The 13,502-nt window shown below is 64.6% G+C and carries 12 protein-coding genes; 7 read left to right on the top strand and 5 right to left on the bottom strand.

The features are described from left to right. Window positions 1-322 precede the first annotated feature (322 nt). Both MJ8_RS03620 and MJ8_RS03615 read left to right on the top strand, forming a co-directional pair. Window positions 323-1,816, top strand: a complete 1,494-nt coding sequence (locus MJ8_RS03620) for a PLP-dependent aminotransferase family protein (RefSeq protein WP_040986066.1) — start codon at window positions 323-325, stop codon at window positions 1,814-1,816. Window positions 1,817-2,035: 219 nt separating this feature from the next. Next, window positions 2,036-3,625, top strand: a complete 1,590-nt coding sequence (locus MJ8_RS03615; RefSeq protein WP_201413131.1) for a trimethylamine methyltransferase family protein — start codon at window positions 2,036-2,038, stop codon at window positions 3,623-3,625. 156 nt (window positions 3,626-3,781) lie between these two features. Here MJ8_RS03615 and MJ8_RS03610 read toward each other — a convergent pair whose 3' ends face one another. Both MJ8_RS03610 and MJ8_RS03605 read right to left on the bottom strand, forming a co-directional pair. Continuing rightward, entirely contained in the window at window positions 3,782-4,180 is a 399-nt protein-coding gene (locus MJ8_RS03610) for a hypothetical protein (protein ID WP_201413130.1), read from the bottom strand. A 128-nt stretch (window positions 4,181-4,308) separates the two neighbouring features. Beyond that, window positions 4,309-6,114: an IlvD/Edd family dehydratase gene (locus MJ8_RS03605; RefSeq protein ID WP_201413129.1), complete on the bottom strand. Its 1,806-nt coding sequence runs from the start codon at window positions 6,112-6,114 to the stop codon at window positions 4,309-4,311. A gap of 152 nt (window positions 6,115-6,266) precedes the next feature. Between MJ8_RS03605 and MJ8_RS03600 the strand changes: the two genes are divergently transcribed. After that, window positions 6,267-6,716 (top strand): SRPBCC family protein, encoded by a 450-nt coding sequence (locus MJ8_RS03600; RefSeq protein ID WP_201413128.1) that lies wholly within the window; start codon window positions 6,267-6,269, stop codon window positions 6,714-6,716. 18 nt (window positions 6,717-6,734) lie between these two features. On the opposite strand, the gene MJ8_RS03595 is transcribed toward MJ8_RS03600, so the two are convergent. Continuing rightward, window positions 6,735-7,910: an Mrp/NBP35 family ATP-binding protein gene (locus tag MJ8_RS03595; protein ID WP_201413127.1), complete on the bottom strand. Its 1,176-nt coding sequence runs from the start codon at window positions 7,908-7,910 to the stop codon at window positions 6,735-6,737. 245 nt (window positions 7,911-8,155) lie between these two features. Here MJ8_RS03595 and MJ8_RS03590 point away from each other — a divergent pair, with 245 nt between their 5' ends. Further along, on the top strand, window positions 8,156-8,533 hold the full coding sequence (locus MJ8_RS03590; RefSeq protein ID WP_201413126.1) for a VOC family protein: 378 nt from the start codon (window positions 8,156-8,158) through the stop codon (window positions 8,531-8,533). A gap of 25 nt (window positions 8,534-8,558) precedes the next feature. On the opposite strand, the gene MJ8_RS03585 is transcribed toward MJ8_RS03590, so the two are convergent. Next, window positions 8,559-9,563: an inorganic phosphate transporter gene (locus tag MJ8_RS03585; protein ID WP_201413125.1), complete on the bottom strand. Its 1,005-nt coding sequence runs from the start codon at window positions 9,561-9,563 to the stop codon at window positions 8,559-8,561. Window positions 9,564-9,566: 3 nt separating this feature from the next. After that, complete coding sequence (locus MJ8_RS03580; RefSeq protein ID WP_201413124.1) at window positions 9,567-10,208, bottom strand: DUF47 domain-containing protein; 642 nt, start codon at window positions 10,206-10,208, stop codon at window positions 9,567-9,569. A 158-nt stretch (window positions 10,209-10,366) separates the two neighbouring features. Between MJ8_RS03580 and MJ8_RS03575 the strand changes: the two genes are divergently transcribed. The 3 genes from MJ8_RS03575 (at window position 10,367) to MJ8_RS03565 (ending at window position 13,492) form a co-directional block, all read left to right on the top strand. Beyond that, entirely contained in the window at window positions 10,367-11,266 is a 900-nt protein-coding gene (locus MJ8_RS03575; protein WP_201413123.1) for a LysR family transcriptional regulator, read from the top strand. Between the two features lie 193 nt (window positions 11,267-11,459). Beyond that, window positions 11,460-11,939: a formate dehydrogenase subunit gamma gene (locus MJ8_RS03570; protein WP_201413122.1), complete on the top strand. Its 480-nt coding sequence runs from the start codon at window positions 11,460-11,462 to the stop codon at window positions 11,937-11,939. After that, window positions 11,936-13,492, top strand: coding sequence for a formate dehydrogenase beta subunit (locus MJ8_RS03565; RefSeq protein WP_201413121.1), 1,557 nt, complete (start codon window positions 11,936-11,938; stop codon window positions 13,490-13,492). The genes MJ8_RS03570 and MJ8_RS03565 overlap by 4 nt, the downstream gene beginning before the upstream one ends. The last annotated feature ends 10 nt before the right edge of the window (window positions 13,493-13,502 follow it).

The raw sequence follows: 13,502 nt of genomic DNA, 5'->3' as shown, positions 1-13,502 counted from the left end.
TCGAGCCGAATTCCATTTCGTTCAAGCGCGGCTTTGCCGCACTGCATCACGCTTTGATGAGGGCGGTATTGGGCGGTGAGGGTGGGAGAATTTGGCATAACGAGGCTGCGCGTCATGGGCGACGACGTTTCGCATCGCGCCTTAAACGCGCCGGCGACAACGCTTCGCGTCGCGAGGCGACGATGCTGCTCATCGCGACTGATAGATCACTGGCATAAATCCCAGCGATCAGAAAAATTGATTGGCGCAACCCCTTATGCCACCCATACACTCCACTGGTCCAGCCAAGTGAAAACAGCTGGCCATCCGAGGAAGATTTCCCATGCCACAGCGCAATGACACGGCCATATGGTCCGGCCTGTTCCGGATTTCGGCTGAATCCGGCCAAACCCTCCAGGCGCAGATCCGCCAGGCGATCGTCGCGGCCATTCTAGACCGACAGATCGCCGCCTCGATGCCGCTGCCGTCGTGCCGAATTCTCGCGGAAAAACTTGGGGTTGCCCGCGGCACGGTGGTGCTCGCCTTCCAGCAACTGGTCGACCAAGGCTTCCTGGTGGCGCGCGAGCGGCGCGGCCATTTTGTCAACCCTGACGTGCTGGCCACCCCCGCCAAGCCGCATCAGAAGGCGCCCGACCAGCAGAACGAGATCGACTGGAAGGCGCGCCGGCAGATCGCCGCAAGCGACATGCCGCCGCCGGCCAAGCACGACAACTGGATCAAGTCCTCCTATCCGTTCGTCTACGGCCAGTTCGATCCGGCGCTGTTCCCGACCGCCGAATGGCGTGAATGCAACCGCATGGCGCTGGCTGTGCTGGAGATCCGCAACTGGGCATCCGACATGGTGGATCGCGACGATCCGCTGCTGATCGAGCAGATCCAGGCAAGGCTCCTGCCGCGCCGCGGCATCTTCGCCAATCCGGACGAGATCATCGTGACGCTGGGCGCCCAGAACGCGCTCTATATGCTCGCCTCGCTCTTGATGACCAAGGGCTCGAAAGTGGCGATGGAGGATCCCGGCTATCCGGATGCGCGTTCGATCTTCCGGCTGGCCGGCGCCGACATCCAGCCGGTTCCGGTCGACCAGTCGGGCATCGTGACTTCGTCGATCCCGAGCGATTCCGGCTTCGTCTTCGTCACGCCGAGCCACCACTGCCCGACCATGGTGCCGTTGTCGGCGGAACGTCGGCAGGATCTTCTGGCGCGCGCCAACCGCAACAACCAGATCATCATCGAGGACGGCTATGACAGCCAATTGCTCGACGAGGCGCCGCAGCAGGCGCTGAAGAGCCTCGACCGCTCCGGCCGCGTCATCTATGTCGGCTCGATGTCGAAGACGCTGGCTCCGGGCCTGAGGCTTGGCTACATCGTGGCTTCTGCGGGGCTGATCGCCGAGCTTCGCGCGCTGCGCCGCTTCATGTTGAGGCACCCGCCGGCGAACAACCAGCGCGCCGTCGCGCTGTTCCTTTCGCTCGGCCACCACGAGGCCCTGGTGCGCAGGCTTTCCGCCGCCTTCGACGAGCGGCGCAAGCGTCTGGTCCATGCGATTTCCGCCTTCTTGCCAGAGTGGCGTTCGACCGACTCGGCGGGCGGCACATCGCTCTGGCTGGAAGGGCCGCGCGGCACTGATTCACGCGGCCTGGCGGAAGCGGCCGCTTCGCGCAGCGTCATCATCGAACCCGGCGACCGGTTCTTCGATCGAAGCGAAAAGCCCTCTCGTTTCATGCGCTTGGGCATCTCCTCGATCTCGCTGCAGCACATCGAGCCGGGCATCCGCGAACTCGCCACCGCCGCCGGGCGCAGGCCCGCAGCCGCCTGATCGCCACAACGTCCTGAAAAGAGCCGGCGCTGCGCCGGCTCTTTTTATTTGGGCGCATGCTTGCCGCTTTAGCACTCTGGCATATTCGACGGAATCGCTTGGCCCATAGGCTGTACCAATGCCGGCGGCATAGTCGGGGCCAGAAGGGGACGAGGCAAGCCGATGGTGGACCAACCGCCGCGTGCCGCCTCGCAGACAAGACAAAGGTGGAGTGCTTCCATGTCAGTGGCTCTCGAGAAGCAGGAATCGTCGTCGGACCAGCGTTCGCGGCGGTCCGGCGGGCGCGAAGCGCGCCGCGCGATGCGGGCGGCGCCCTTGGCCGACGATATCCGTCCGGTGCGGCCGGGGCTTGAAGGCGGCAGCTATGGCCCATTGAGCCAGAACGACCAGGAACGCATCCACGAAGCGGTGCTGACCCTTTTGGAGACGGTCGGCTTCGCCAACGCCATCCCGTCCTGCATCGAGGCGCTGACCCGGGTCGGCGGCACCTATGGCGACGACGGCCGCATCCGGTTGCCCCGTGCGCTCGTGCTGGACACGATCAAGAAGGCGGCGCGCAATTTCACCCTCTACGGCCAGGATCCGAAGCACGACATGCTGATCCAGGGCAAACGCGTGCATTACGGCACGGCGGGCGCGGCGGTGCATCTGGTCGATGTCGAGAAGCGCGAATATCGCGAATCGCTGCTGCAGGATCTCTACGACGCCGCCCGTCTCGTCGATGGGCTGGACAACATCCATTTCTTCCAGCGCACCATGGTGCCGCGCGACATTCCCGATCCGCTCGATATGGATTTCAACACGCTCTATGCCTGCGTGATGGGGACGTCAAAGCATGTCGGCACCTCGTTTACCGTGCGCGAGAACGTCAAGCCGGCGCTGGAAATGCTCTATGCGATCGCCGGCGGCGAGGAGAATTTCCGCGCGCGGCCATTCGTGTCGAATTCGAACTGCTTCGTGGTGCCGCCGATGAAGTTCGCCGAGGACGCCTGCGGCGTTCTGGAGGCCTGCGTCGAAGGCGGCATTCCGATCCTGCTGCTCTCCGCCGGCCAGGCCGGCGCCACCGCGCCGGCGGCGATTGCCGGCGCCGTCGTGCAGGCGGTGGCGGAAGTGCTGATGGGCCTGGTCTATGTCAACGCCATCAAGCCCGGGCATCCGGCGATCTTCGGCACCTGGCCGTTCGTCTCCGACCTCAGGACAGGCGCCATGTCCGGCGGTTCGGCCGAGCAGGCGGTGCTGACAGCGGCCTGCGCGCAGATGGCGCAATATTACGACCTGCCCGGCGGGTCGGCCGCCGGCATGTCGGACTCCAAGCTGCCCGACATCCAGGCCGGCTACGAGAAGGGCATCACCAATGTCATGGCGGGTCTCTCCGGCCTGAACCTGGTCTACGAATCGGCGGGCATGCATGCCTCGCTGCTCGGCTTCTGCCTCGAAAGCCTGATCATCGACAACGACATGCTCGGGCATTGCCTGCGATGCGTGCGCGGCATCGAGGTGACCGACGACGCGCTGTCGATCGACACCATCGCCGATGTCTGCCTCAAGGGTCCCGGGCATTATCTCGGCAACGACCAGACGCTGAAGCTGATGCAGACCGAGTATTTCTATCCTGCCGTCGGCGACCGGTTCTCGCCCAAGGAATGGAACGAAAAGGGCCGGCCCGATATCCTGTCGCGAGCGATCGCGGAGAAGAAGCGCGTGCTTGCCGAGCGTTTCCCGCGCCATGTCTCGCGCCTGCTCGACGACAAATTGCGCGCCCGCTTCGGCGAGATGATCAAACTGCCGCGCAGCAAGATGGGCGGCTGATATTCAAGTGAGGCCGGCCTGCAAATGGCGGTCTCCTGCGCTTCCGGTGCTCACGTACTTAAGTACGCTCCGCTCCGGTTATCGGAGACCACCTTGTTTGGTCGCTTCGCGCCCGTCTTCGACTCCGACCCGGCCTCAACGTCTCCTACCTGCCGGTCAATCGGCCCTCAACTCGTAGCGCTCGACCACTTCCGGATTGATCAGCTTGGCGTGCAGCGTCATCAGCACGATCCGCGCGTCGAAACTGTCGCCGGCCTCCACCGCTGCCTCGATGCGGCGCTCGACCGCCAGGGTCGGTTCACGGCCATTGGCCTGCTCGAATACCTGCGGCCCGGCGACGCAATAGCCGCAGAGCTGTGCCACGGATCGATAGGCGTCCGCCGGCGGCTCGTCGGGCCAGCGGTCGTTCATCAGATTGACGATGGTGAGCTTGACGCCTTCCGGCACCAGGGCCGGATGCAGATCGGCCGCGCGTAGCGCCTCGTCGAGCTGGCGCAGATCGCTGGAGCGGCCGAACATGCCGAGGAAGCCAAGGGAAGAACGCCGTTTCGCCAAAATAGTCCCCGCCCTGCGCAGCCTGCCTGGACGACCTTATCTGTGGGCTGAGCGTGACCGAAACAAGGGCGCAAAAAAGGACGGCCCGCCGGTGGCGAGCCGCCTTCGTTATTTAGCCAGTTACACGATCAGTGATTGTCGCGCGGCACGCCGCTGGTGTGGGCGACGTCCTGGTACTTCACCGCCGGCTTCAGCACCATGCCGGCCGAGAACTGGTCGACCATGCCGCGCTGGATCTCCTGCCAGGGCGTCTGGTGCTTGGGGTAGTGGTAGCCGCCATTGCTTTCGAGCTCTGCGCGCCGCCTGGCGAGTTCCTCATCGCTGATCAGAATGTTGGCCGTGGCCTTCTTCAGGTCGATGCGGACGCGGTCGCCGGTCTTGAGCAGCGCCAAGCCGCCGCCGACGGCCGCTTCCGGCGAGGCGTTGAGGATCGACGGAGAGCCGGATGTGCCGGACTGTCGGCCGTCGCCGATGCAGGGCAGCGAATGGATGCCCTTCTTGATCAGGTAGGCCGGCGGCTGCATGTTGACCACCTCGGCGCCGCCCGGATAGCCGACCGGGCCGGCGCCGCGCATGAACAGGATCGTGTGCTCGTCGATGCCCTGCGCCGGATCGTCGATGCGGGCGTGGTAATCTTCCGGACCGTCGAAGACGATAGCCTTGCCTTCGAAGGCTTCGGGATCGTTCGGGTTGGAGAGGTAGCGCTCGCGGAATTCCGTCGAGATGCCGCTGGTCTTCATGATCGCCGAATCGAACAGGTTGCCCTTGAGATTGATGAAGCCGGCATTGGCCTTGAGCGGCTTGTCGGCGCCGCGGATGACGTCGTGGTTCTCGTTGACGGCATCCTTGCAATTGTCGCCCATCGTCTTGCCGTTGGCGGTGATTGCACCGGGGTGCGGCAGCAGTCCGGCCTTCATCAGTTCCGCGACCACTGCCGGCACGCCGCCGGCATGGTGGTAGTCCTCGCCGAGATACTCGCCCGTCGGCTGCAGATTGACGAGGAGTGGAATGTTGAGGCCGATCTTCTGCCAATCGTCGTTGTCGAGCGGCACGCCAAGATGGCGAGCAATCGCGTTGAGATGGATCGGCGCGTTGGTGGAGCCGCCGATCGCCGAATTGACGACGATGGCGTTCTCGAAGGCCTGGCGCGTCATGATGTCGGACGGCTTCAGGTCCTCATGCACCATGTCGACGATGCGCTTGCCCGTCTCGTAGGCGATCTGGCCGCGCTCGCGATAGGGTGCTGGGATGGCGGCCGAGCCCGGCAGTTGCATGCCGAGCGCCTCGGCAAGCGAGTTCATCGTGGTGGCGGTGCCCATGGTGTTGCAATAGCCGGTCGACGGCGCCGAGGAGGCGACGATGTCCATGAACTCGTCGTAGTTGATCTCGCCGGCGGACAGCCGCTGGCGCGATTCCCACACGATGGTGCCCGAGCCGGTGCGCTTGCCCTTGTGCCAGCCGTTGAGCATCGGGCCGACCGACAGCGCGATCGCCGGAATGTTGACGGTGGCGGCCGCCATCAGCAGCGCCGGCGTGGTCTTGTCGCAGCCGATGGTGAGCACGACGCCGTCTATCGGATAGCCGTAGAGCACCTCGACGAGGCTGAGATAGGCAAGGTTGCGGTCGAGCGCGGCGGTCGGGCGCTTGCCGGTCTCCTGGATCGGATGGCATGGGAACTCGAACGGAATGCCGCCCATCGAGACGATGCCTTCGCGTACGCGCTTGGCGAGCTCGAGGTGATGCCGGTTGCAGGGCGAAAGATCGGAACCGGTCTGCGCGATGCCGATCAGCGGCTTGCCCGACATCAGCTCGGCGCGTGTCAGGCCGTAATTGAGGTAGCGCTCGAGATAGAGCGCCGTCATCCCCGGATTGTCGGGATTGTCGAACCACTCCTGCGAGCGAAATTTCTTCTTCTTGGTGGGGGCGCCTGCCATGGGTGGTCTCCGTATTTGTATGACAAATCGATAGGACAACGCGCGAGCGCAAGCAAGAGGCAGCCGCTGCCCGAACCCGGACTTTGGTGCGATAGACTTGTTTCGGCCCGCGCGCTACGACCAATCGACATCAGCAAATCGGGGAGGTCTTGATGGCTTTGGTGATCGAAGGCGAGGAGCGGATCGCCGCGCCCGTCGAGAAAGTGTGGGAAGCCCTCAACGACCCCGAAATCCTGAAAGAGGCCATTCCCGGCTGCCAGAGCCTGGAAAAGAACTCGGACACCGAGATGGCGGCGACCGTGGTGCTCAAGATCGGGCCGATCAAGGCAACCTTCAACGGCGAAGTGACGCTGAAGAATCTCAAGCCGCCGCATTCCTATACCATACAGGGCGAAGGCAAGGGCGGCATCGCCGGTTTCGCCAAGGGCGGCGCCGACGTGACGCTGACCGAGGACGGACCCGATGCGACAGTCCTCAAATACGCCGCCAAGGCCGAGGTCGGCGGCAAGATCGCGCAACTCGGCAGCCGGCTGATCCAGTCGACATCGAAGAAGCTCGCCGGGCAGTTCTTCTCCACCTTCGGCGAGAAAGTCGGCGCCTGACCCTTCAGGCGAAAGGGATTACTCGAACACGATGCTCGGCACCGCGGCTTCGGCCGCGCCTCGCTCTTCCTGGACCCGGTGCCAGACCTTCGAGGCGATGTCGCGGTAGATTTTCGCCTCCGCGCCCTCCGGCTTGGAGGCGACGACCGGCGCGCCGGCATCCGAGCTTTCGCGAATGCCCATTTCCAGCGGCACCTCGCCAAGGAAGGTGACGCCGAGGCGCTCGGCCTCGCGACGCGCGCCGCCATGGCCGAAAATGTCATAGCGCTTGCCAGTATCGGGGGCGAGGAAATAGCTCATATTCTCGACGATGCCGAGCAGCGGCACGTCGACCTTCTTGAACATGTTGAGGCCCTTGCGGGCGTCGATCAGCGCCAGGTCCTGCGGCGTCGAAACGATGACGGCGCCGGCGAGCGGCACCTGCTGGGCCATGGTGAGCTGGGCGTCGCCGGTACCGGGCGGCATATCGACCACCAGCACGTCGAGCGGGCCCCACTCGACCTCGCGCAGCATCTGGGTCAGCGCCGACATCACCATCGGGCCGCGCCAGATCATCGGGGTCTCCTCGTCGACGAGGAAGCCCATCGACATCACCTTGAGGCCGTAATTCTGCATCGGCTTCAGCACCTTGCCGTCGACGGTCTGCGGCCGGCCATGGATGTTGAGCAGCCTAGGCATCGATGGGCCGTAGATGTCGGCATCGAGCACGCCGACCTTCAGCCCGTTGGCGGCAAGGCCGAGCGCCAGGTTGACCGCGGTGGTCGACTTGCCGACGCCCCCCTTGCCGGAAGCGACGGCGATGATGGCGTCGATGCCGGGCACGCCGCGCTTGCCATGGCTCTGCGAGGCGGGAGCCTGCGGCGCGGGACGCTGCGGCGCAGGCTGCGAAGCGGCGGGCCGCGGAGCAGCCGCGCGCGCCGGAACCGGCGCTTCCATGCCGCCGCCCTTCTTCTCCGCCGTCAGCGCGACCACGGCGCTGGCGACGCCGGGAATGGCTTTCACCGCGCGCTCGGCGGCGGCGCGCAGCGGCTCCAGTTCCTGGGCGCGCGCGGCGGGAACGGTGATCGAGAAGAAGACTTTGGAATCGGCGATGAAAATCTCCGAGACCATGCCGAGATCGACGATATTGCCGGTGAAGTCCGGCCCGTTCACCGTCTTCAGGCGCTCGATGACGGATTCCTTGGTAATGGACATGAGCTTTTTCCCAGGCGTTTGCCGGGTCAGATAATGCAGTTCCCGGAGAGAACCAAGCTTCGCAACGGCATGTGCGGCTACATGCCTTCAAAAACTTGCGCGCGCCTGTCGGTTTCTCGCGGGCGCCTTTCGTCTTCCAGACAGAAGCATCCAGGCCGCGGTCGCCGGAAGACGGCGCAACCCTATCTTCCCGGTTTTCAAGCACGGCGGCCAAAATGGAGCAGCCGACAAGAAAGGAGAAACTCATGCTCGCAGACAGCAACGCCACTGCCAATCTCGCGGTCAAGGACTTGGAGAAGGCCAAGGCTTTCTATGCTGGAACGCTGGGTCTCAGCCAGGTGGACGACATGGGCGGCGAACTGGTCGTGTATAAGAGCGGAAACACGCTCATCAACGTTTACCATTCGCAATTCGCCGGCACCAACAAGGCGACGGCCGTAACCTGGGCGGTCGGCGACCGGATCGGCGCAATCGTCAAATCGTTGAAGTCGAAAGGCGTCACTTTCGAGCACTACGACATGCCCGGCCTGACGCTCGAAGGCGACATCCATGTCGGCTACGGCATGAAGGTCGCCTGGTTCAAGGATCCCGACGGCAATATCCTGAACCTCGCGGGCGAATAGCGACGCGGCCCGGATCCGGGCCGCGTCATGCGGCCAATCGCGTCGCGAGGTAGGTCAGCGCGGAGATCGCCGCCGTCGCCGGCAAGGTGACCACCCAGGCGACGACGATGTTGCCCGCGATGCCCCACCGCACGGCCGAGACACGGCGGGCGGCACCCACGCCGATGATGGCGCCGGTAATGGTGTGCGTCGTCGAGACCGGGACACCGAGCCATGTGGCGGCGAAAAGCGTTATGGCGCCGCCGGTCTCGGCGCAGAACCCCTGCATGGGGTTGAGCCGCGTGATCTTCGATCCCATGGTGTGAACGATGCGCCAGCCGCCGAGCAGCGTGCCCAGGGCCAGCGCCGACTGGCAGGTGAGGACCACCCATAGCGGCACATGGAAGGTCGGGCCGAGCACGCCTTGCGAATAGAGCAGCACGGCGATGATGCCCATGGTCTTCTGCGCGTCGTTGCCGCCATGCCCAAGCGAATAGAGCGAGGCGGAAAAGAACTGCAGCACGCGAAACGTATTGTCGACGGCGAACGGCGTCTGGCGCACGAACAGCCAGGAGACGACGAGAACCAGGACGAGCGCCAGCACGAATCCGGTCGCCGGCGAGAAAACGATGGCCGCGACCGTCTTGCCGAGTCCGGACCAGACGATGGCGCCGGTTCCGGCCTTGGCGACGCCCGCGCCGACCAGTCCGCCGATCAGCGCATGCGAGCTGCTCGACGGAATGCCGGCGACCCAGGTGACGATGTTCCAGACGATGGCCCCGACAAGCGCCGAGAAAATCACCGCCGGCGTCACGATGCTGGCGTCCACGATGCCTTTTCCCACCGTCTCGGCGACATGCAGGCCGAAGAACAGGAAAGCGACGAAATTGAAGAACGCAGCCCAGAACACCGCGTAATGCGGCCTCAGCACCCGGGTGGAGACGATGGTCGCGATCGAATTGGCGGCATCATGCAGGCCATTGAGGAAATCGAAGAACAGCGCCACGGCAACGAGGCCGACCAGCAGGGGAAAAGCGATCGTTGCTTCCATCGCCTAGACGTTCTCGATGACGATGCCGCTGATCTCGTTGGCGACATCCTCGAAGCGGTCGACCACCTTCTCCAGCTGGCCATAGATCTCCGAGCCGATCAGATAGGCCATGGCGTCGCCGCGACCGTGCCGCCTGAACAGGTCCTTCAGGCCCTGCTCGTGCAGGTCGTCGGCGCGGCCCTCGACGCGCATCACCTCCTCGGCGACGGCGTTGAGGCGCGCCGCGTTGGCGCCGACCTTGCCGAGCAGCGGGATCGCCTCCGCGACCAACCGGGCAGCCTGGACGATGATCCCGCCCATTTCCCGCATCAGCGGGTCGAACTCCTTCACCTCGAACAATTTCACCGTCTTGACGGTCTTGTGCATCATGTCGATGGCGTCATCCATCGACTGGATCAGGTCCTTGATGTCGCCGCGGTCGAAGGGCGTGATGAAGGAGCGCCGAACGGCAAGCAGGACCTCGGCTGTGACGCCGTCGGCCTCGTTTTCCAGATCGACGATCTTCTGGCACCAGCGGTCGATGTCCTTGCCGCTGAGAAGCTGCTCGAGGGCCTCGGCGCCGCCGACCACGGTGCGCGAATGCCGCTCGAACAGATCGAAGAAGCGATCCTCGCGCGGCAACAGCTTGCGAAACCAGCCCAGCATATTGTTCTCCTCAATCCGCCCTACCCCACATAGCGCCCGGCGCCGCGCGGGAAAACAGATAGCCGGCTCAAAAATGTGGACGAGGCCGGATTGCGTATGCGTCTTGCGAAGCAAGGCGATTTCCCCGACCTTGGGCCGAACGCCGCGGATCGGATGGCATGATCGACAAGCTGGAATTCTTTATCGCTTTGGCCAAGGAGGAGCATTTCGGCCGGGCCGCGGAAGTCTGCGGCGTCACCCAGCCGACGCTGTCGGCCGGCATCAAGCAGCTCGAGGAGCAACTCGGCGTCATGCTGGTGCTGCGCGGCTCGCGTTTCCAGGGCCTGACGCCGGAAGGCAAGCAGGTGCTGGGCTGGGCACGCCGCATCGTCGGCGACTCAAGGACCATGCGTGAGGAGATGCGGGCGGCGCGCCACGGCCTGTCCGGCCGCATCCGCATCGCGGCAATCCCGACGGCGCTCGCCATGGTGGCGCGGCTGACGACGCCGTTTCGCGAAAAGCATCCCGGCGTCACCTTTTCGGTGCTGTCGCGCACCTCGATCGAGGTGCTGTCGCTGCTCGGCAATTTCGACATCGATGCCGGCATCACCTATCTCGACAACGAACCGCTGGGGCGCGTCACCAGCGTGCCGCTCTACGACGAGCGCTACCAGTTGATCACGGCGGTCGGGAACCCCTATTCCGACCGCGACAAAGTGACGTGGGCCGAGATCAGCCAGCTGCCGCTCTGCCTTTTGACGCCGGACATGCAGAACCGGCGCATCATCGACCAGCATCTCGCGGAAGCCGGCGTGCAGGTGCGGCCGACGCTGGAATCGAATTCGATGATCGTCCTGTTCTCGCATATCAGGACCGGCAAATGGTCGTCGATCATGCCGCTCAACCTCGCGGAAACATTCGGCTTTTCCGAGCCCATCCGGGCGATCCCGATCGTCGAGCCGGACGCCAGCCATACGGTCGGGCTGGTGGCGGCGCCGCGCGAGCCGCACACGCCGCTGGTGCAGGCGCTTCTGGACGAGGCGATGGCGCTGGCGGACGATTTCCGCGCCCACCGCTAGGCTAGACAGTGCGAGCCGCCGGGTCTTGATAGAAAATTTCTATCAAGCGACGGAAGCGCTTTATTGATTTCGGAGGTTTCCTCTGATTTCGTAAGGACTTAGCGATATTGCGCCCTATGCATGTCGTTGCCCCGAAACCGCTCTATATGCTGGGGTGACATACATTGGCCGCCACGACCAGGGAGGGCGCTGCGTGACCATGCAGGCCGCAAGTACCGAGATCGCGTCGCGCACGGCGGCGATCATTGACGAGATGAAGGGTCTCGAAGGCCCGTTGCTGCCGATCCTGCACAGCATACAGGAAGAGTTCGGGCACGTTCCGAAGGACGCCCTGCCGGTGATCGCCGAGGGGCTGAACCTTTCGCGGGCCGAGGTGCACGGCGTCGTCAGCTTCTATCATGATTTCCGCGCCAAGCCGGCCGGACGGCATGTGCTGAAGCTCTGCCAGGCGGAAGCCTGCCAGTCGATGGGATCGGAGGCGGTCGCGGCCAAGGTCAAGCAGTTGCTCGGCATCGATTTCCACGAGACCGCGCGGGATGGATCGGTTACACTGGAGCCGGTCTACTGCCTCGGGCTTTGCGCCTGCTCGCCGTCGGCGATGCTCGACGGCGAAGTCATCGGCCGGCTCGACGACGAGAAGATCGACGAGATCGTCGCGGAGGTGCGTTCATGATCCCGCGCATCTATATCCCGGCAGACTCCGGCGCGCTGGCGCTCGGCGCCGAAAAGGTCGCCAAGGCGATCGAGAAGGAGCTCAAGGAGCGCGGCGTCGAAGCCAAGATCGTGCGCAACGGCTCGCGCGGCGCCTATTTCCTGGAGCCGATGGTCGAGGTGGCCACGGCCGAAGGCCGCGTCGCTTACGGACCGGTCAAGCCGTCCGACGTCAAGAGCCTGTTCGACAGCGGCTTCCTCAAGGGCGGCCACCACAAGCGCTGGCTGGGCGCGCCCGACAAGATCCCCTTTTTCGCCAGGCAAACCCGGCTGACCTTCGCGCGCTGCGGCATCAACGATCCGCTTTCGCTCGATGCCTATAAATCGCTGGGCGGCCTGCGCGGCCTGCAGAACGCGGTCGCCATGGCACCGGCCGATGTCGTCAAGCAGGTCACCGAATCCGGCCTGCGCGGCCGCGGCGGCGCCGGCTTCCCGACCGGCATCAAGTGGAAGACGGTGCTGGATACGGCGGGCGCGCAAAAATACATCGTCTGCAACGCCGACGAGGGCGACAGCGCCACTTTCGCCGACCGCATGATCATGGAAGGCGATCCCTTCGTGCTGATCGAAGGCATGGCGATCGCCGGCATCGCTACCGGCGCGACCAAGGGTTTCGTCTATATCCGCTCGGAATATCCGCATGCGGTGGCGACGATGAACAAGGCCGTGGCGATCGCGCGCAAGGCGGGTGTGCTCGGGCTCAACGTGCTGGGCTCGCCCAACGCCTTCGACATGGAGATCCGCGTCGGCGCCGGCGCCTATGTCTGCGGCGAGGAAACCTCGCTCCTGAACAGCCTCGAAGGCAAGCGCGGCGTGGTGCGCGCCAAGCCGCCGCTGCCGGCCATTCAGGGGTTGTTCGGTAAGCCGACGGTGATCAACAACGTCATCAGCCTGGCCTCGGTGCCGATCATCATGGACAAGGGCGCCGCCTACTATAAGGACTTCGGCATGGGCCGCTCGCGCGGCACGATCCCGATCCAGATCGCCGGCAACGTCCGGAATGGCGGGCTGTTCGAGACGGCCTTCGGCCTGACGCTGGGCGAGATCGTCGACGAGATCGGCGGCGGCACGGCTTCGGGCCGCCCGGTGAAGGCGGTGCAGGTCGGCGGCCCGCTCGGCGCCTATTTCCCGCGCGCTTTGTTCGACACGCCCTTCGACTACGAGGAATTCGCCAAGCGCGACGGACTGATCGGTCATGCCGGCATCACCGTGTTCGACGATACGGCCGACATGATGAAGCAGGCGCGCTTCGCCATGGAGTTCTGCGCCATCGAGAGCTGCGGCAAGTGCACGCCTTGCCGCATCGGCTCGACGCGTGGCGTGGAGGTCCTGGACAAGGTCGCCGCCGGCATCGAGGCGGAGAAGAACCTCGCTCTGGTCACCGACCTCTGCAACACGATGAAGTTCGGATCGCTCTGCGCGCTGGGCGGCTTCACGCCGTACCCGGTGATGAGCTCGATCACCCATTTCCCCGACGATTTCAAGCCCGCGCCGGCGCGTGTGGCGGCTGAATAGGAGCTGGCAG

It is taken from the genome of Mesorhizobium sp. J8 (assembly GCF_016591715.1).
GTDB lineage: Bacteria > Pseudomonadota > Alphaproteobacteria > Rhizobiales > Rhizobiaceae > Mesorhizobium.
The sequence above is the reverse complement of the archived record's forward strand: the minus strand, read 5'-3'. Positions and strand labels throughout refer to the sequence as shown.